The organism is Rhodopseudomonas sp. P2A-2r, from assembly GCF_026015985.1.
Classification (GTDB): Bacteria; Pseudomonadota; Alphaproteobacteria; order Rhizobiales; family Xanthobacteraceae; genus Tardiphaga.
In genome coordinates, this window is record NZ_CP110389.1 from 5831883 (window position 1) to 5851737 (window position 19855).

The window sequence follows — 19855 nt, forward strand, 5'->3', positions numbered from 1 at the left end:
GCGAAGCTTCGCCAGGCGGGGAGGGTCGGCCGAACGAGGCGATGCGCAGCATCGCTGAAGTGGAGGCCGGGGTGGGGTGCCGCTCGCTCCGGCGTTTGCGGTTACCCCCACCCGACCGCGCTACGCGCGGCCACCCTCCCCGCAAGGTGGAGGGGAAGAAGTAACCCTACTTCGCTGCGCCGTCCTTGGCCGGCGCGGCAGCAGCCGGCGTTTCCTTTGCCGGCGGCGTCTTCTTCTGCGCGGCCTGCAACTCTTCGACGCTCTTCTGCAATCCGGCCACCGTCGCCTTCAACGCCTCGATCTGGCGGTTGGCGGCGTCGAGCCTGGCCTGGCTGTCCAGACCGAGTTTGCCGATGGTCTTCTGCAGGAAGATCACATTGCTCTGCAGGCAGCTGGTGCGGCGCTCCATGGTCTTTTCGACCGTGCAGATCTCGATGCCCGGCACGTCCTGCGCCCGCGCGGCAGTAGAGTTGAGCACGACGCACGGCGCCAGCATCGCAGCGGCGGTCGTCAACATGGCCCGGCCGATCATGAAAAAGCCTCGTGCGTCCTGATAGGTTGCGCCAGCCAGACGGCTTTGTGCCGCCTCTGTCAACTGCAGGCCTAAAACAAGCACGGATGGCAGTCGTTCCATCCCCGGAGAATTGAACGATATGGCGACGCGCGAGAGACGGCTGGCCGAATTCAACGGCCAAGGCGACCCGCTGCCCGATCAGGCGGTGCACGTGCTGTGCGAGGATCACAGCGGCACCTACCAGCTGCCGTTTCCCTGCAAGCGCATCGACGGCGAATGGCGCAACGCGGAGTCGGGCAGCCTCGTCGAGGCAACCGTGATCGGCTGGCGGCTGCCGCGGTTCTAGACTCCGCCCTGCTCGAGGCCAGCGCGGCGACGTCAACACGCAGTCGTCCCCGTGGTCAACCCGCGGAAGCCCCGTACAGATAGCCGACCGGCTTTCCTCGGTGCGCAGCGGACGCACGTCCTTGCGGGTGATGATCCTGTCCGCGAGGCCGTCGATCTCGTCACGCTGCGTCGGCGTCCAGCTGCGCAGCTGCTCCAGGCCCTTCAGAAGGCCGAGCCGGAGCACCTGCGTATTGTCGCCGACCCCGACGAGGCTCGTCGCATTCCTGCCCGCCGTCACCACATCGCCAGCGCCCAGTTCGAACGTCTTGCCCGCGCTGTCCCTGAACTCGGCGGTGCCGCGAATGACCCGGTAGATGACCACCTCGCCTTTCGCAAAGCAGCCGGCGTCCGCTGCGGACGAAGTGCTCTTCGGCAGCAGCGACTGGCCGCGCGGATCGGTGGCGATGATGTGGCCGGTGACCAGATGCCCGCTCGGCACCTCGATGCCGATATCGCGCACATAGACCGGCACAGCCGATGCGATGACGCCTTCGGCCAGCGGCCTGAACAGCGCATCCAGCGCCAGCGGATCCTGCAGCCAGAAGCCGGCATCGGCCGGTCGATCATGCAACGCATGGGTCCAGGCCACCCGCGGGGTTTCGGCCTCGTCGATCTTGTCCGGGCCGACGATGGTCGGGTTCGGGAAGGTCGTGGGATCGGTAACGAAAGCTTCGAGAAACTTGCCGGAATAGCCCATGGACATGGCGTCCGGCACCACCGTCTGCGGCGTCTTCAGGTTCTCCTCAGTCGACAGACCCGACCAGGTGTAGAACAGCTGGCGATGCACGATCGCGCTTTGCAGCATCACCGCGCCCGGCCCGACATAATAGACGCGGCCATCGTAGTCGAAGGTGAACATGCCCGAGGTCACCAGCACCAGCTGAAAGCCGCCCGGCGGCAGGTGAAGGTGGAAATCGGTGGGGCCGGTATCCTCGCGGTAGATCGGCAGGTTAGTCGCGACCTCGTGCAGCAAGAAGGTCTCGTTGTTGGCGTGGAAGCCTTCATTGGCGCGACTGTACAGCGCCTGCGGGCGATAGGTCGCCTCGTAGGTCGTATCCTTGTGGCGATCGATGGCCACGAAATCCTGATGGTTGAGGCGGAGCGGATCGCCGTTGGGGCGCGTCAGGCCCGGCCATTTGAGATCGACCGCAGCATGCACGTTCATGGCATCCTCCAATCCGGCGGGGCGCTCGGCCCGGTGTTACTGCGATGCACCATGCGAATTTCGCGCCAGCGGGTCGTGGCGGAGTTTTGTTAGCTGACGCCGGGAAAGCGGCCCGGTTCGGTGCGCATTCGCCGGAACGGACGCGAGAGAGGACAAAGCGCTGGATAGAGTTTGGGCATGCGATGCCCGATTTGCAGGCCTGTTCAAAGGCCGAGATGCGCTTGTGTCCCGGACGCGGTGCGGCCTAGCGAAGCGAAGCTTCGCACGGAAGTGCCGCGCCGCAGATCCGGGACCCAAGTGTTCTTGGTCATCGGGACCCCGGATCTGCGGAGCACCATGCCGCTTGAAGCGGCGCAGTGCACCGCGTCCGGGGAACGCTGCCCTCGAACTCAATCGAACTCTAGTACTCGACCTCAAGCTCTTCGATATCGTCGTGCTCGAGCTTCGCCGCAGCGATCCATTCCTGCATTTCCGGCAGCGTCATCACCATGCTGGCATAGGCCGCCAGCTGGTCGTCGAGCTTCACGTCATAGGTCATGAAGCGCGTCACCACGGGCGCGTACATGGCATCCGCCATGCTGCGCTCGCCGAACAGGAACGGGCCGCCGGACTTGGCGAGGCATTCACGCCAGATGGTGCAGATGCGGTCGATGTCGGCCTGGGCGCGCGACCATATCTTGAAGTTCGGGAAATGGCCCTTGAGGTTGACCGGCAGCGACGCCCGCAAGGTGGTGAAGCCGGAATGGATTTCGCCGGAGATCGAGCGGCAATGGGCGCGCAGGATGCGGTCGGACGGCAGCAGGCCGGCCTCCGGCATGATCTCGTTGAGATACTCGCCGATTGCCAGGGTGTCCCACACCACGGCCCCCTCGTGGCGCAGGCACGGCACCAGGATCGAGGACGACAGCAGCAGGATTTCAGCCTTGGCCGAGGCATCGTCGGGCGCGGTGATGATCTCGTCGAACTCCAGGCCGGAGAATTTGGTCAGCAGCCAGCCGCGCAGCGACCACGACGAGTAATTCTTGCTGCTCAGTGTCAGTGTGGCCCTGCTCATCGGCGATCTCCTCACCTATCAAACCCAACGCGACCTGCAGCGGACGGCGGCTTTACCGCCGCGAATCGCCCCATGCGTGTGCTTTTCCCGATTCGTGCAGCAAACGACGTGCCAGTTTTACAGACTATTTGACTCTTCCCTGGCTTCGATATTGCATAGCAATAAAGCAGGGAAAGATCCGCATGATGTCGATGATGTACCAAGCCTACCAGAATCACATGGACCTGACGGCACCTTGGCGCAGCGGCGCCGCCGCGGCCTTGCGATACCTCAATCTCGTTCCTGCCGGTACCTCAGAGAAGCTGTTCGGCCGGCTGTCGTCCGCCCTCGAACTGATCTCGCGCACCGCTTTGACCTATACCCGTCCGGCCTTCAGCATCGGCAAGGTCATGGTCGGCAATGCCGAGCTGGATGTCACCGAGGAAGAGGTGTTCTCGACTCCTTCGGCTCGCTGCTGCATTTCAAGAAAGAGAATTCACCACTGCAGCCGCGCGTGCTGCTGGTGGCGCCGATGTCCGGACATTTCGCCACCCTGCTGCGCGGCACCGTCAAGACACTGCTGCAGGATCACGACGTCTATATTACCGACTGGCACAATCCCCGCGACATCCCGCTCAGCGCCGGCAAGTTCGGCCTCGACGAATATACCGAGCACCTGATTACGTTCATGAACGTGCTGGGGCCGCGCTCGCACATGATCGCGATCTGCCAGCCGTCGGTGTCGGCGCTGGCCGCCGCGGCGATCATGTCGGAAGACGACCACCCCGCCCGTCCCGCCAGCCTGACCCTGATGGCCGGCCCCATCGACACCCGCATCCAGCCCACCAAGGTCAACGACTTCGCCAAGAGCAAGCCGCTGAAGTGGTTCGAGGACAACCTGATCAATTACGTGCCGATCCAGTGCAAGGGCGCGTTCCGCAAGGTCTATCCCGGCTTCGTCCAGCTCACCGCCTTCGTCTCCATGAACCTGGAGCGCCACATCAAGTCCCATGTCGATCTCGCCGACCACCTCGCCAAGGGCGAGACCGAGAAGGCCGAGGTCATCAAGACCTTCTACGACGAGTATTTCGCGGTGATGGATCTGACCGCCGAGTTCTACATCGAGACCATCCGCGACGTCTTCCAAGAACATCTGCTGCCGCAGGGCAAGCTGATGTACAAGGGCCGGCCGGTGAATCCCGGTTCGATCAAGCGCATGGGCCTGATGACCGTCGAGGGCGAAAAGGACGACATCTGCTCGATCGGCCAGACACTCGCCGCACAGGATCTATGCACCGGCGTGCGCGCCTATCGCAAAGTCCACCACATGCAGGCCGGCGTCGGCCATTACGGCGTGTTCAGCGGACGGCGATGGAATAACGAGATCTACCCCTTGTTGCGGGACTTCGTGCACGTCAACTCGTGAGTGTGGGACGTTCTGTAAAAATAAAATTAAATTCATTCCTTCACCCAAACGGGTGAGGCGCGATCCCAGCCATTCGCCTACGTCGGTACCGGGGGATTCGTTTTGCAGGCCGCGCAAGCGGCATGTCGATCGTTCCAATTGCCGCTTCGGCGGACCGTTTATTGACAGGCTGCACCACTTTCAACGACATCATATTGTGCATCAAGGCCGGCCTTCGAGCCGGCCTTTTTGTTGCCGCGGCCTCACGCCACCCGGACCCGCCGCTGGCCCAGCAGCCGGACCAGGTCGACCTGGCGATCGACCCCGGTTTTCGCGAACACCGATTTGAGCTGGGTGCGGACGGTGTTCAGGCTGACGTTCTGCAGCTTCGAGATTCCGCTGAGCGAATGGCCATCGATCAGCATGCTGGCGATTCGCGCTTCCGCCGGCGTCAGGTCGAACAGCGCCTGCAGCAGCTCCGGCGCCGGACTGCCCTGCTGGGTAATGGCGGTCAGGAAGACGATCGACACCGCACCGGTGAAGACGTCGAGCCCAGCCAGCCGCAACGGCAGCACATGGACGATCAGCGGCGGGCTGGCTGACGTCGCCGCGACCGGAATCGAGCGGCCGGTCCGGGCGAGCGAGACCGGCTTGCCCAGAGCTTCCACAAACATCGACTGGATCGCAGGCGCGGTGAACTGCACCTGATCGCGCGCGCCGACGCCGACGGTAGCACTGACCGTGAGAAAGGCCGGATTGGCGGCGACCAAACGGCCGTTGCGGGTCACGGCCGCAGCCGGCAGCCCGATCATCTCCAGCGTGGCGATGGCGGTGCGGGCGCGATCGAAGCCTAGGCGGCCCGCCAGAACCGCCGCGCGCGCCAGATGCGGACGCAAATGGTCGAGCTGTTCGGCGGTCTCGCGCGGCACCGGCCCCTTGGCGAACGCCTTTTCCACCGACAACACCAGCATGTCGCCGGATGGTGCACGAATCGATGTGCCGACGCACCAGCCCAACCCGCCCGGCCGAAGAATGTCGGTGTAGAATTTCTCGTTGTCGAGCTCCTCGCGCGTAAACTTGTCGAGGTCGGTCAGAAAACGCGACTCGATGTTCGGGAGAAGGCGCTCGTTGCGCGGATTGTTCTGCGCGAACGGGCTTTTGGTCCATCGATCGATGCGCTCGTGGATCGCGGCGGACGAACACCATCGCGGAATCCCCGGGGCGATCGCGAACATCATGGCGCCTTCACCGTCGGCGATCCCGGCGAGCTTGTCGAACACCAGCGGCCAGCGGTCCGGCACCACGCCCGCTTCGTAGATCTCGTCGACCAGCGCTTCGAAGTTTACAGAATCGAACAATGCATCTCTCGGTTCATATCAGGCACAGGCCGCAGTTCCGGCTCTCACACTGATCTACACCGTGGTTACCAAAAAATTCCGGGCGGTCACACCTCGTTCTGGAGATGGCACGGTCCACCGATATGCTGTCATGCCATGGCGCGCTAGTTCGCCTTCGCGGCCGGCAATTCCGGCGGCAGGATCATCGCTGCCACGATCACCAGCACCGACAATGCTGCGAAGGAATGCAGCATCATGATGAAACCGCCCTGCTCGTACAGCCACGCCACCAGCCCGACCGAGGCGCCGGCGGCGCTGAAGCCGACGAAATAGCGCACCGCATAGGCCCGCGAGCGCCATTCCTCGCTGGTGTATTTGCCGACAATGGCCTCGTTGACCGTGATCTGGCCGAACAGCCCGATAATGATGCCGATCGCCACCACGATCAGCGACACGTTCGACAGGGTCGCGGCGAAATACAGGAACGGCGCCAGCACCAGCGACAGCGGCACGCACACCGCCTTCAGCGAATGGCGATCGATCAGCTTGCCGATATTGTACTGCGTCGCGGCGCCGAACACATAGACGCCGGCGGCGATGATGCCGAGCAGCGCCGGGCTGTGGGTCATATCCGACAGCCGCTCGGCAAACAGCTTCGGCAGCGCCACGGTGATCGCATTGAAGGTGGTGGAGATCGCGATCACGGTGACCAGCAGCGCCAGGATCACCCGCCACATATCGGATTTGGCCACCCGAGCCTGCGCAGCGGCCTGCTTGAAGCCCGAACGATCTTCATGGGCCACGGCGCGTGCAAAGAAAAAGCCGGCCAGCAGCGTGACCACGCCCGGGATGATGAAAGCCCAGCGCCAGCCGAGGAATTCGCCGACCACGCCGGTGATCAGCGCCGACGATGCCACGCCGAAATTGCCCCATACGCCGTTGATGCCCATCTCGCGGCCGAGCTTGTCGGCATAGGATACGATCATGGCGGTGCCGACCGGATGATAGATCGAGGCGAACAGGCCGATCGAGAACAGCGCGACGCCGAGCTGCAGCGGCGACTGCACCAGCCCGACGGAGATCATCGACAGGCCGATGCCGAAGAAATAGATCACCATCATATGGCGCCGGCTCCAGCGGTCGCCGAGCCAGCCGGTCACCAGCGATCCCGCACCGAAGGCGATGAAGCCCGGCGTGGCATAGGGCAACAGCTCCGAATAAGTCATGCCCATGGTCGGCCCCATCACGATCACCGCGGCGGCGAAGATCAGCATCGCGTAGTGATCGATGAAATGGCCGACGTTGACGTAGGTGATGACCCGGGCGGGGACGTTCATGACTCGATCCTGCAGTGCTGGGACGACCGTTATGGAAGCCGGTCGTAGCGGGAAGTCGCCAGCGCCGATCACTGGCGTGCCAATCTGCCGTGATCTTCGGCGGCATGTCCAGATGCGCGAAGCAAAGCGCTCGGCGAAGTTTCGCGCGGCAGCATCTTCCGTCACCCTCCCCTTTGAGGGGGCGAGCGGGCGCCTCGCCCGCTCAGGGTCGACGCACGGCGCGCGCAGCGCGTGTGCGGCGGGGTGGGGTGACAGCGCCGCTGCAACTCTCCGTTTCCCGGGCGCGCTGTGCAGCCCCCGTTTCACGGTGCGACATTCTGTTTCCCGGGCACGCAGCAGCGTCCTTCGTGTCCCGGGCGCGCTGCAGCACAGGCGATGCGCAGCATCGCCGAAAGTGCTGCTGCGCAGACCCGGGACCCAGCTTGCTTTGATGTCAACAAGCTGGGCCGGATCTGCGGCGCACCACGCCGCGCAGGCGCGGCGCAGTGCACCGCGTCCGGGGAACGGGATAACAGCGACAGGCACGCAGAGAAAATAATCCGCGATTCCTCTTGACGTACATCCAGTTAGGTTTATAATCCATCGCATCCCGCCCCACCGAGAGGGGCGTATCGCGATCGTCAGGTTCGCTGGGCGGGGTGCGGTGGACGCGGCAGCGTCAGGCGCGGAATTCGGTTCAGGGCTCGCCAGAATGGCCAGTGAGAACCGGAGGAAGTGCAGACGACAGCGCTGCGCGGACGGCGAAGGCGTGTGGTCCTGGTGCCCCGCGTGAGCACCAAGCCCGGTGGAGAGTCCGCGGCAATCCGTCCGCGGAACACCCTCAACCGGAAGCGACGGCGACGAGAAACCGTGTCGGCCGCCGGGGAGAGCACGACATAGACCGTTAACACCATCGCGCGCGGAACGCCGGATCAGTCCGGTGTGACCGTGGCAAGCCTTGTGCGCTTACTACATTTTGCGCACAAGCCCATGGGTGCATCGGGCACCCGGCGTTCCGCGCGCCCTCTCGATTGAGGGCGGGAATGCAGCACAGCCCGGGCGCGAAAGCATCGCGGGATTGTCGTTGCTTGGCTGTTTGACAGTTGAATCAGATGTTCAGGCAAGGCGCCTGAAGAATCCCTCCCCGGAGCGCGGCGCAGCCGCGCGAGGCGGGGAGGGTCGGCCGAACGAAGGCGATGCGCAGCATCGGCGAAGTGGAGGCCGGGGTGGGGGCGCCTCACGCTCTGTCGCGCATGGCGCGCGTCCCCCACCCGACGCGTTGTTCGCTCCGCTCACACGCGCCACCCTCCCCACCGCGAAGACGCGGGGAGGGAGAAGGAAGAGCGCTGCACGCGTCCGGGGAACGAGAGAGTTGCAGCCGTCCCTTACATCACCACTTCGATCAGCTTCGGGCCCTTCTCGGCCATGGCGTCGGCGAGTGCCTTGTTGAGGTCGTCGGCCGTGGTGACCGACCGCGCCGGCACGCCCATGCCCTTGGCGAGCGCCACCCAGTCCAGCGCCGGGCGATCGAGGTTGAGCATGTCGAGGGCGCGCTGGCCGGGATGGCCGGCGCCGACGCCGTCGAACTCGCCGAGCAGGATCTGGTACTTGCGGTTGGCGAACACGATGGTGGTGATATCGAGCCCTTCGCGAGCCTGGGTCCACAGCGACTGCAGCGTGTACATGGCGCTGCCGTCGCCGACCATGCAGATCACCTTGCGGTCAGGACAGGCCACCGCGGCGCCGGTCGCCACCGGCGTCGAGAAGCCGATCGAGCCGCCCATGTTCTGCAGCCAGTCATGCGGCTTCGCCGCCGCGGTGGGCGGGAAGAAGCCGCGTCCGGTGGTCAGCGACTCGTCCACCATGATGGCATTGTCGGGAATCGCCAGCGCGATCGCCTGCGCAATCGACGCGTGGTTGAGCGCGCCGGTCGGCTTGACCAGCTCCATCAGCTTCTGCGGCGCCACGTCGGACGGCTTGGCGCCGAGCGCGCCGGCCAGCGCTTCCAGCGCCGCCACCGAGTTCTCGCCGGTCGCGGTGACGCGGTGAACCTCGCAGCCCTCCGGCTTGAGCATGCTCGGCTTGTTCGGATAGGCGAAGAACGCCACGGGATCGTTGGCCTCGAGCAGCACGATGTGGCGGAACTGCTTCAGGATCGGCAGCGCCAGCTCGATTACATAGGGAATCCGGTCGATGGCGAAGCGGCCGGCGCCGCGCGCCATCTTCGGATTGTAGGTCTGGCCCATCACCTTGCAGCCGGTCTTGCCGGCGATCTGCGCGGCCAGCGCCAGGCCGTGCTCGGTCAGCGCGCCGCCGGTCAGCAGCAGCAGCGTCGGTTCGCCGGACTTCAGCACCCGGGCTGCGGCATCCACCGCGTCGGGCGCATAGCCTGCGCGCTGCTTGTCATCCTTGACCTCGGCGATGCCGGAGGCCTCGCCCCAGGCGGTGTCGGCGGGCAGGATCAGGGTCGCGACCTGGGCATTCCGCGCGGCGGCAATAGCGGCGGCGCCGTCCGTGGCCACCGACTTCGCATCCGGCGAGGTGTGCACCCATTGCGACATCGGCCGCGCCAGGCCCTCGATATCCGAGGTCAGCGGCGCGTTGTATTCGATGTGATAGACGGCATGCTGGCCGACGATGTTGACGATGCCGGAATTGGCCTTCTTGGCGTTGTGCAGGTTGGCGAGGCCATTGGCGAGGCCGGGGCCGAGATGCAGCAGCGTCGAGGCCGGCGTGCCCTTCATACGATAATAGCCATCGGCGGCGCCGGTCACCACGCCCTCGAACAGGCCGAGCACGCAGCGCATGCCCTCGACGCGGTCTAGCGCGGCGACGAAATGCATTTCCGAGGTGCCGGGATTGGCAAAGCAGACATCGACCTTGCCCGCCACCAGCGTCCGCACCAGGCTTTCCGCACCGTTCATCGTCTCGCTCCCGTTTTTCGCGTCTTGAATGACGAGGACGATCAACCATTGTTCGGAGTTCTCGTCAAAGGGGCAAATGCAACGCATCCCGGTCAGCCCTGCGCAGGCAGCGGGCTTCACCATGCCGGCCGACGCGGCGGGAATCACCGACCGGTGGCTTGCAGATTGAGGCGAATTGTGGCCTGTCTTGGCCATGGCCGTCTTGGGCTTGGCTGTTCTGGCGAGGAAGACGATGAAGCGCATTTTCTCCATTCTGTTTGCCACCGTCGCGATGCTGGCCATCGCGGCACCCGCCAATGCCCGCGGGCGGCAGCCTCAGCAGCAGGCGCAGCCTGACTTCCAGGTCGACGATTCGCCGTCGTTCACCAATTTCTTTTCCAATTTCGGCACCTCGAGCGGCTCCGGACCGATCCCCCGCACCGTGGTCAGCATCGATACCCGCTATGCGCCCGGCACCATCATCGTGAACACCGCCGAACGGCGGCTGTATCTGGTGCAGGCCAATGGCCAGGCGCTGCGCTACGGCATCGGCGTCGGCCGCGACGGCTTCCGCTGGGGCGGCGTGCACAAGATCACCGCCAAGAAGGAATGGCCGAGCTGGACCCCGCCGGCACAGATGATCGCCCGGCGCCCCGATTTGCCGCGCCACATGGAAGGCGGCGTCGACAATCCGCTCGGCGCCCGCGCCATGTATCTCGGCTCCACGCTGTACCGCATCCATGGCTCCAACGAGCCGGAGACCATTGGCCAGGCAGTGTCCTCGGGTTGCTTCCGCATGACCAATGACGACGTCACCGACCTCTATAATCGCGTCGCCGTCGGCGCCACGGTGATCGTCAAGAACTGAGGTCGCGGCAGGTGGCGCCTGCGGGCGCCGCTGTTCCACCCAGACGCGTAATTGTAACTTGCGCACGCCGACGCATTGCGACAGCGTGCACGCAATGAGCGCACCGCACAAATCGCGACGAAACCGGGCCATCCTGGCGTTCGGCGTCGTCGCAACCCTGCTGACCCCGGCCGCGCCGCAAGCGGTCGCCGGTGAACTTCCGGCAATCGCTGCGCGCCAGCGCAGCGAGAAGAAGGCCTTCACCGACGCCGAGATCGTCGACGGCTTTCTGAAGACCGCGTTCGGCGCCGAATATCACCTCGCCGGCCGGGTCGACCGGATCCGCAAATACGAGATCCCGGTGCGGGTGTTCGCCGACGGCCGCGCCGACCGCAAGGCGCAGGTCGCCCGGGTGGTGACCGACATCGCCCGGCGCGTGCAGCACCTCAACATCGCCATGGCGGATAGCAGCGACGACGCCAACGTGCTGGTCAAGCTGGTGCGCGACCGCGACCTCAACCGCACCATCGCCACCTTCTACGGCAGCGACCGCGCCAGGGAGATCCGCACCTCGCTGGATCCGCAGTGCCTGTCCGGCTTCCGCAAGAACGAGGCCTACGAGATCGAGCATTCCGACGTCATCCTCACCGTCGACAATGGCGATTTCATCTTCCTCGACTGCGCCTATGAGGAACTGCTGCAGTCGCTGGGCCCGATCAACGACACCAGCTCGGTGCCATGGACGATGTTCAACGACAGCGTCCAGATGGGCTATTTCGACGTCTACGACCAGTACATCCTCAACATCCTCTACGACCCCCGCATCCGGGCCGGCATGACCGTGCAGGAGGTCAATGCCGTAATCCCGCAGGTGCTGGCCGACGTGCGGAACTGGGTGACCAAGGTGAATGGGCTGACGTCAGAGTAGTCATCGCTTTATCTCATTTGCCGATTTCATCGGGCGCGAATGCGCTCATGGCCTCCCTCCCCGGAGCGCAGCGAAGCTGCGCGAGGTGGGGAGGGTCGGCCGAGCGAAAGCGGAGGCCGGGGTGGGGGTGCCCCACACTTTGCAATCCATGTTGCAACACCCCCACCCGACCGGGCTTCGCTGCGCTACGCCCGGCCACCCTCCCCACCGCGAAGACGCGGGAGGAGGGAAACGATGGGGCCGCGACAATTGAATTCAGTCTTCCGCTAAGCACTCTTGTCGAACAGCTCGCGGCCGATCAGCATGCGCCTGATCTCGCTGGTGCCGGCGCCGATCTCGTAGAGCTTTGCGTCGCGCAGCAGCCGGCCCGCCGGATAGTCATTGATGTAGCCGTTGCCGCCGAGCAGCTGGATCGCATCGAGCGCGCATTGCGTAGCCTTTTCGGCGGCGTAGAGAATGGCGCCGGCGGAATCCTCGCGGGTGGTCTCGCCGCGGTCGCAGGATTTCGCCACTGCATAGACATAGGCGCGCGAGGCGTTCATCGTCACATACATGTCGGCGACCTTGGCCTGCACCAGCTGAAACATGCCGATCGGCTGGCCGAACTGCTTGCGCTCGTGCACATAGGGCATCACCAGATCGAGGCAGGCCTGCATGATCCCCAGCGGTCCCGCGGCCAGCACCGAACGCTCGTAGTCGAGGCCCGACATCAGCACGTTGACGCCGCGGCCGACCTCGCCGAGCACGTTCTCTTCGGGCACTTCGCAGTCCTCGAACACCAGCTCGCCGGTATCGGAGCCGCGCATGCCGAGCTTGTCGAGTTTCTGCGCGGTGGAGAACCCCTTCATGCCCTTCTCGACGATGAAGGCGGTGATGCCGCGTGAGCCGGCCGCAGGATCGGTCTTGACGTAGACCACCAGCGTCTCGGCGATCGGGCCGTTGGTGATCCACATCTTGTTGCCGTTGATGATGTAGCGATCGCCCTTCTTCTCGGCGCGCGTTGTCATCGACACCACGTCGGATCCCGCTCCCGGCTCCGACATCGCCAGTGCGCCGACGTGCTCGCCGGAGATCAGCTTCGGCAGGTACTTGCGCTTCTGCGCATCGGAGCCGTTGCGGCGCAACTGGTTGACGCAGAGGTTGGAATGCGCGCCGTAGGAAAGCCCGACCGAGGCCGAGGCCCGCGAGATCTCTTCCATGGCGATGCAGTGCTCGAGATAGCCGAGACCGGAGCCGCCATACTCCTCCTCGACTGTGATTCCGTGCAGGCCGAGCGCGCCGAGCTTCGGCCACAGGTCGCGCGGAAACTGATTGCTCTTGTCGATCTCGTCGGCGCGCGGCGCGATCTCGTTGGCGGAGAAGTCGCGCACGGTTTCGCGGATCGCGTCGGCGGTCTCACCGAGATCAAAATTGAACATCCTGTGGGCATTGGGAATCATCGGGGGCTGCCTCCGCTCGAAAATCGCCTTTGGCGCGCAACGCGCATGCGTTTCCCTATTGAAGACAGGAAATGCTTCGCCAAATCAATCCCTTCGTTCGGCCGGAATCGCCTTTGCCCGGCCTTGCGCTGTGACCGACAACGGAGTGTAATTCGGCCAAAATAACGCCGCCGGGATCAGCCACGGTACGCGTCGGGACGAACGAAACAGGAATCGAAAATGCACGGCACCATCGAGAGCGAAAAGGTCGCACGCCAGCGCATCGCACGCGAGCAGGCCTACGCAACACCGCTGAAGGATTTCCATCCGGGCGCGCCCAAGCTGTTCCAGACCGACACGCTGTGGCCATGGTTCGAGCGGCTGCGCAAGGAAGAGCCCGTGCATTACTGCACCAATGCGCCGATCGAGCCGTACTGGTCGGTGACCAAATACAACGACATCATGCATGTCGATACCAATGCCGCCATCTTCTCCTCCGACGTCAAGCACGGCGGCATCGGTATCCGGGACGTGCCGGAAGGCTACGACTGGCCGAGCTTCATTGCCATGGATGAGCCGCGTCACAGCGCACAGCGCAAGACCGTGTCGCCGATGTTTACGCCCGCTCATCTCGACGAACTGGCCGTGCTCATTCGCGGGCGAGTCTGCAAGGTGCTCGACGCCCTGCCCCGCAACGAGACCTTCGATTTCGTCGAGCGCGTCTCCATCGAATTGACCACGCAGATGCTGGCGACGCTGTTCGACTTCCCGTGGGAAGAACGCCGCAAGCTGACGCGCTGGTCCGACGTGGCGACGGCGCTGCCCAAGAGCGGCGTCGTCTCCTCGGAGCAGGAGCGCCGGCGCGAAATGGACGAGTGCGCCGCTACTTTCGAGAAGCTGTGGAATGAGCGGGTAAATTCCGAGCCGCGGAATGACCTGATCTCGATGATGGCGCACAGCGACGCAACGCGGCAGATGGACCCCGACACCCTGATGGGCAACATCATCCTGCTGATCGTCGGCGGCAACGACACCACGCGCAACACCATGACCGGCTCGGTGCTGGCGCTGAACGAGAACCCCGACCAGTATCAGAAGCTGCGCGACAATCCGGCGCTGATCGACACCATGGTGCCGGAGGTCATTCGCTGGCAGACTCCGCTCGCGCATATGCGCCGTACCGCACTGGTCGATACCGAACTGGGCGGCAAGACCATCAGAAAGGGCGACCGTGTGGTGATGTGGTACGTCTCCGGCAATCGCGACGACGAGATGATCGAGAACCCCAACGACTTCATCATCGACCGCGCCCGTCCGCGCACCCATCTGTCGTTCGGTTTCGGCGTCCACCGCTGCGTCGGCATGCGGCTGGCCGAGTTGCAGCTGAAGATCGTGTGGGAGGAAATGCTGGAGAGGTTTGCCAATATCGAGGTTGTCGGGGAACCTAAGCGGGTATATTCGAGCTTCGTCAAAGGCTACGAGTCTTTGCCGGTTCGCATTTCCTGATTTTTCCCAAATAAGAGAATGTAAATTCCTCGATGAAAAACCAAGCCGCGGAGCAGGACGAGTTCCAGGAAAACTATCACGATATCCGCGATGCCGTCGCCAAGCTGTGTGCACAGTTTCCCGGCGAATACTGGCGCAAGCTCGACCGCGACATGGCCTACCCCAAGGCCTTCGTCGATGCCCTGACCGAGGCCGGCTACTTGTCGGTGCTGATCCCCGAGGAATATGGCGGCTCCGGGCTGAAAATTTCCGCAGCGGCTGCAATCCTCGAAGAGATCCAGCGCGCCGGCTGCAACGGCGGCGGCTGCCACGCGCAGATGTACACCATGGGTACGGTGCTGCGGCACGGCTCCGATGCGCAGAAGGCGCAGTGGCTGCCGAAGATAGCGACCGGCGAAGTCCGGCTGCAGGCGTTTGGCGTCACCGAGCCCACGAGCGGTACCGATACCACATCGCTAAAAACCTTCGCGAAGAAGGACGCGGACGGCAACTACGTCGTCAACGGCCAGAAGATCTGGACCAGCCGCGCCGAACACTCCGACCTGATGCTGCTCTTGGCGCGTACCACGCCGAAGGACCAGTCGGCCAAGCGCACCGACGGTCTGTCCGTGTTCCTGGTCGACATGAAGGAAGCCAAGGGCAACGGGCTGGAGATCCGCCCGATCCGCACCATGATGAACCACGCCACCACCGAGGTGTTCTTCACCGACCTCAAGGTGCCCGCGGCCAATCTGATCGGCGAGGAAGGTAAGGGCTTCCGCTATATCCTGTCCGGCATGAATGCCGAGCGCATCCTGATCGCCGCCGAGTGCATCGGCGACGCCAAGTGGTTCATCGCCAAGGCGACCGCCTATGCCAAGGAACGCGTGGTGTTCGGCCGCCCGATCGGCCAGAATCAGGGCATCCAGTTCCCGATCGCCAAGAGCTACGCCGCCATGCGCGCCGCCGAACTCATGGTCAAGGAAGCCACCCGCAAATACGAAGCGGGTCAGGACTGCGGCGCCGAGGCCAACATGGCCAAGATGCTCGCCGCCGATGCCTCCTGGGAAGCGGCCAACGCCTGCGTGCAGACCTTCGGCGGCTTCGGCTTTGCCGAGGAATACGACGTCGAGCGCAAATTCCGCGAGACGCGATTGTATCAGGTGGCGCCGATCTCCACCAACCTGATCCTGTCCTACGTCGCCGAGCACGTGCTCGGCATGCCGCGCTCGTACTGACACAACGGCCGAGGCTCCTCTTTCGAAATCCCGGAGTGAACGATGCTGCCGCTTGAAGGACTGACCGTCATCGCCGTCGAACAGGCGGTGGCCGCGCCGTTCTGCAGCTCGCGGCTCGCCGATGCCGGCGCCCATGTGATCAAGATCGAGCGCCCGGAAGGCGATTTTGCCAGGGGCTACGACCATGCGGCAAAAGGCCAGAGCAGCTACTTCGTCTGGCTGAACCGCGGCAAGGATTCCGTGGTCATCGACCTCGCCACGCCCGAGGGCCGTCGCTCGCTGGAGGAGCTGATCGCCGCCGCCGACGTGCTGCTGCAGAATCTCAAGCCCGGCTCGATGGACAAGCTCGGTTTTACTCTCGAGCGCCTGCGCAAGGACTATCCGCGACTGATCTGCTGCACGATTTCCGGCTATGGCGACGACGGCCCCTATGCCCACCGCAAGGCCTATGACCTCTTGATCCAGGCCGAAAGCGGGCTGGCCTCGATCACCGGCGGCCCCGAAGGCCCGTCGCGGGTCGGCGTCTCCATCGTCGACGTCGCCACCGGCGCTGCTGCGCATGCCGCGATCCTCGAAGCGCTGATTGGCCGGGCGATGTCCGGCCAGGGCGCCGACATCCGCATCTCGATGTTCGACGTGATGGCCGACTGGCTCACCGTGCCGCTGCTCAATGCCGAGGCCGGCAACCCGCCGCAGCGCATGGGCCTCGCACATCCCTCCATCGCGCCCTATGGCGTGTTCCGCTCCATGGACGGCAAGGACATCCTGATCTCGATCCAGAGCGAACGTGAGTGGAAAGTGCTGTGCGCCAAGGTGCTCGGCGACGCCGCTTGGCCAGCGACCCGCGCCTGGTCAACGGCGTCGAGCGCGTGCGCAACCGCGCCTTCACCGACCAGACCGTGAGCGACGCGTTCGGCTCCCTGAGCCGCGACGCGCTGCTGCAGCGGCTGACCGAGGCCGACATCGCCTTTGCCGAGGTCAACACCATGGCCGATCTCTCCACCCACCCGCATCTGCGCCGCATCACGGTGGCGACGCCGAACGGTGACGTCAGCTATCCCGCGCCGGCCGCGATCTTCGTCGACGCGCCGCGTGGATACCGCGCAGTCCCGGCCATCGGCGAAGTGCAGAAGTAACGGAGCAAACCATGGCCGACACACTCGATCTCGATCACCTCCGCAGCTGGATCGGGCGCACCGACGAGGCCTCGGATATTGTCACCGCACAGCTCGTGAAGGGGCTGCGCGCCACGCTGTTCCTCGACATCGGCAAGCCGCAGCCCGGCGACGCCGCGCCCTTCACCACGCATTGGTGCCTCGCGCAGCCGGTGGCGCCGATGGACCAGCTCGGCAGCGATGGCCATCCGGCCCGCGGCGGCTTCCTGCCGCCGGTGCCGCTGCCGCGCCGCATGTGGGCCGGCGGCCAGCTCGAATTTCTCGACACGCTCTGCGTCGGCGACGACGTCACGCGCGCGTCAAAAATCCTCGACGTCACGCTGAAGACCGGCTCCACCGGCGCGCTGTGTTTTGTCAGCGTCGAGCACCTCATCACCACGCCGCGCGGCCTCGCCATTCGCGAGCGCCAGGACATCGTCTATCGCGACGCGCCGACCAGCATGGCGCCACCGGCGCCGGCACCGAAGGAGGTGCCCACGGCAAAACACAGCGAAAGGCACTTTGCCGATCCGGTGCTGCTGTTCCGCTACTCCGCTTTGACCTTCAATGGCCACCGCATCCATTACGACCGCGACTACGTGACAAAAGTCGAGTTCTATCCCGGCCTGGTGTTTCACGGGCCGATGCAGGCGACCTTGCTGGTGGAATTGTCAGCGAAACTGCACGGTGGCAAAGCGCCCGCCAAGTTCAGCTACCGCGGCGTGCAGCCGCTGTTCGACGGCGCGGAATTTTCGGTCAATGCCAACGAGACGGCCGAGGGGCTGGAGGTCTGGACCGCCAACGACAAGGGCGCGCCGACCATGAAGGCGACGGCGAGCTGGTAGCCACCGACTGTCGTCGCCCGGCCTGCGCGCAATTGCGCGCCAGGACCGAGCGACCCAGTATACGCAGGCGGCGGTGAAGAAGCCGCGGCGCCAGCGTCTACTGGATCACCCGCTTTCGCGGGTGATGACGAGGCTGAGATTGCGGACGATGACAGCCAGAGCATGTTGACTCTTCCGCACTTCCCCTGATTGATCGGGGCCAATCGCTGCGAACCAACGCCGCAAATGGGGAAACACATTGGCCCGCGACAAAGCAAAACCCGCCCGTAAATCCGTCACCGTCAAGGACGCCACCCTCGACCTGATCCGCGCCTTCGGCATCAAGAAGGTGTTCGGCAATCCCGGCTCGACCGAACTGCCGTTTCTGTCGGACTGGCCCGACGACATCGACTACGTGCTCGGTCTGCAGGAAGCCTCGGTGATCGGCATGGCCGATGGCTATGCGCAGGCAACGCGCAATGCCGCCTTCGTCAACCTGCATTCCGCCGCCGGCGTCGGCCATGCGCTTGGCAACATCTACACCGCACATCGCAACCAGACCCCGATGGTCATCACCGCCGGCCAGCAGGCGCGCAGCATCCTGCCGCTGCAGGCCTTTCTCTATGCCGAACGCGCCTCGGAATTTCCGCGGCCTTATGTGAAATACAGCGTCGAGCCGGCGCGCGCCGAGGACGTGCCCGCGGCCATCGCGCGGGCGTATTACGTGGCGATGCAGCCGCCGTGCGGGCCGACCTTCGTCTCGGTACCGATCGACGACTGGACCCATCCCGCGCAACCCATCGCCGCACGGCGCGTGAGCCGCGAGCTCGGTCCCGATCCCCAGGCGATGCACGAACTGGTCGCCGCCTTGGCTGGCAGCAAGAAGCCGGCACTGATCGTCGGCCCCGGCATCGACCGCGCCGAGGCCGTCGACCTGATGGTCCAGGTCGCGGAAAAGACCAAGGCGGCCGTCTGGGTCAGCCCGTTCTCGGCACGCTGCAGCTTTCCGGAACGGCATCCACAGTTCGCCGGCTTCCTGCATGCCTCGCCGGCGCAACTCTCCGACGCGCTACGCGACTACGACCTCGTCGTGGTGATCGGCGCGCCGGTGTTTACTTTCCATGTGGAGGGCCACGCGTCGATCTTTGATGGCGGCACCACGCTGTTCCAGATCACCGATGACACCACCTCGGCCGCGGTGATGCCGGTCGGCACCAGCATCATAGCGACGATGAAGCCAGCACTGACGCTGCTGCTGGACCTGCTGCCCGCTACCAAACGCACGGCCGCGCCCGGCCGTATCCTGCCGCCCCCGCCCGCGACCGGCGACCCGATCCCGGTCGACTACCTCCTGCACTCGCTGGCGCAGGCGATGCCCAAGGATGCCATGCTGGTGGAGGAAGCGCCCTCGCATCGTCCGGCGATGCAGAAGTTCATGCCGATGCGCGGCCAGGACAGTTTTTACACCATGAGTTCCGGCGGCCTCGGCCACAGCCTGCCGGCCTCCGTCGGCATGGCGCTGGGCTATCCCGGCCGCCGCAGCGTGTGCCTGATCGGCGACGGTTCGGCGATGTATTCGATCCAGGCGCTATGGACCGCCGTCCAGCGCAAGTTGCCGCTGACCGTGGTGATCATCAATAATTCCGGTTACGGCGCGATGCGCTCGTTCAGCCAGGTCATGCAGGTGCGGAATGTGCCCGGCCTCGACCTGCCCGGCCTCGATTTCGTCAAGCTTGCCGAAGGAATGGGCTGCAACGCCGTGCGTGTCAGCAAGGCCACGGAACTCGCGGCAGCGCTCGCGCGCGGCCTGCAGTATGATGGCGTCAGCCTTGTCGAAGTCGTCGTCGACAGCGCCGTGCCCGTGCTTTATGGACAAAAGCACTGATGTGACAACGCGATAG

Annotated in this window: 13 protein-coding genes and 3 pseudogenes; 9 read left to right on the plus strand and 7 right to left on the minus strand. The window is 64.6% G+C overall.

Features of this window, described 5'->3' with window-relative positions:
- Positions 1 to 166: 166 nt before the first annotated feature.
- Positions 167 to 532 (minus strand): hypothetical protein, encoded by a 366-nt coding sequence (locus ONR75_RS28175; protein WP_413776398.1) that lies wholly within the window; start codon positions 530 to 532, stop codon positions 167 to 169.
- A gap of 121 nt (positions 533 to 653) precedes the next feature.
- Between ONR75_RS28175 and ONR75_RS28180 the strand changes: the two genes are divergently transcribed.
- Complete coding sequence (locus ONR75_RS28180; protein WP_265080150.1) at positions 654 to 860, plus strand: hypothetical protein; 207 nt, start codon at positions 654 to 656, stop codon at positions 858 to 860.
- A gap of 55 nt (positions 861 to 915) precedes the next feature.
- Here ONR75_RS28180 and ONR75_RS32630 read toward each other — a convergent pair.
- Positions 916 to 2066: pseudogene (locus tag ONR75_RS32630) on the minus strand (hypothetical protein).
- 400 nt (positions 2067 to 2466) lie between these two features.
- Positions 2467 to 3120, minus strand: a complete 654-nt coding sequence (locus ONR75_RS28190) for a glutathione S-transferase family protein (RefSeq protein ID WP_265080152.1) — start codon at positions 3118 to 3120, stop codon at positions 2467 to 2469.
- A gap of 182 nt (positions 3121 to 3302) precedes the next feature.
- Here ONR75_RS28190 and ONR75_RS28195 point away from each other — a divergent pair.
- A pseudogene (locus tag ONR75_RS28195) lies at positions 3303 to 4525 on the plus strand (polyhydroxyalkanoate depolymerase).
- 242 nt (positions 4526 to 4767) lie between these two features.
- Here ONR75_RS28195 and ONR75_RS28200 read toward each other — a convergent pair.
- From ONR75_RS28200 to ONR75_RS28210, 3 genes are all read right to left on the minus strand, one after another.
- Positions 4768 to 5862 (minus strand): helix-turn-helix transcriptional regulator, encoded by a 1095-nt coding sequence (locus tag ONR75_RS28200; protein ID WP_265080153.1) that lies wholly within the window; start codon positions 5860 to 5862, stop codon positions 4768 to 4770.
- 143 nt (positions 5863 to 6005) lie between these two features.
- A complete protein-coding gene (locus ONR75_RS28205) occupies positions 6006 to 7178 on the minus strand; it encodes an MFS transporter (protein ID WP_265080154.1) in 1173 nt (390 codons plus the stop codon).
- Positions 7179 to 8542: 1364 nt separating this feature from the next.
- Complete coding sequence (locus ONR75_RS28210; protein ID WP_265080155.1) at positions 8543 to 10081, minus strand: acetolactate synthase large subunit; 1539 nt, start codon at positions 10079 to 10081, stop codon at positions 8543 to 8545.
- Between the two features lie 232 nt (positions 10082 to 10313).
- Between ONR75_RS28210 and ONR75_RS28215 the strand changes: the two genes are divergently transcribed.
- Together ONR75_RS28215 and ONR75_RS28220 are read left to right on the plus strand one after the other, a co-directional pair.
- Positions 10314 to 10928: a L,D-transpeptidase gene (locus ONR75_RS28215; protein ID WP_265080156.1), complete on the plus strand. Its 615-nt coding sequence runs from the start codon at positions 10314 to 10316 to the stop codon at positions 10926 to 10928.
- Between the two features lie 94 nt (positions 10929 to 11022).
- A complete protein-coding gene (locus tag ONR75_RS28220) occupies positions 11023 to 11835 on the plus strand; it encodes a DUF2927 domain-containing protein (protein WP_265080157.1) in 813 nt (270 codons plus the stop codon).
- Between the two features lie 266 nt (positions 11836 to 12101).
- On the opposite strand, the gene ONR75_RS28225 is transcribed toward ONR75_RS28220, so the two are convergent.
- Complete coding sequence (locus ONR75_RS28225) at positions 12102 to 13274, minus strand: isovaleryl-CoA dehydrogenase (protein ID WP_265080158.1); 1173 nt, start codon at positions 13272 to 13274, stop codon at positions 12102 to 12104.
- A 219-nt stretch (positions 13275 to 13493) separates the two neighbouring features.
- Between ONR75_RS28225 and ONR75_RS28230 the strand changes: the two genes are divergently transcribed.
- The 5 genes and pseudogenes from ONR75_RS28230 to mdlC all read left to right on the plus strand — a co-directional run bounded on the left by ONR75_RS28230 (position 13494) and on the right by mdlC (position 19839).
- Positions 13494 to 14759 carry a cytochrome P450 gene (locus ONR75_RS28230; RefSeq protein ID WP_265080159.1) on the plus strand — a complete coding sequence of 422 codons (1266 nt, stop codon included), beginning with the start codon at positions 13494 to 13496 and terminating at the stop codon, positions 14757 to 14759.
- 32 nt (positions 14760 to 14791) lie between these two features.
- Positions 14792 to 15976 (plus strand): acyl-CoA dehydrogenase family protein, encoded by a 1185-nt coding sequence (locus tag ONR75_RS28235; RefSeq protein ID WP_265080160.1) that lies wholly within the window; start codon positions 14792 to 14794, stop codon positions 15974 to 15976.
- Between the two features lie 42 nt (positions 15977 to 16018).
- Positions 16019 to 17112, plus strand: a pseudogene (locus ONR75_RS28240) (CaiB/BaiF CoA transferase family protein).
- A gap of 11 nt (positions 17113 to 17123) precedes the next feature.
- On the plus strand, positions 17124 to 17975 hold the full coding sequence (locus tag ONR75_RS28245) for a MaoC family dehydratase N-terminal domain-containing protein (RefSeq protein WP_265080161.1): 852 nt from the start codon (positions 17124 to 17126) through the stop codon (positions 17973 to 17975).
- A 238-nt stretch (positions 17976 to 18213) separates the two neighbouring features.
- Positions 18214 to 19839, plus strand: coding sequence for a benzoylformate decarboxylase (gene mdlC, locus ONR75_RS28250; protein ID WP_265080162.1), 1626 nt, complete (start codon positions 18214 to 18216; stop codon positions 19837 to 19839).
- Positions 19840 to 19855 lie beyond the last annotated feature (16 nt).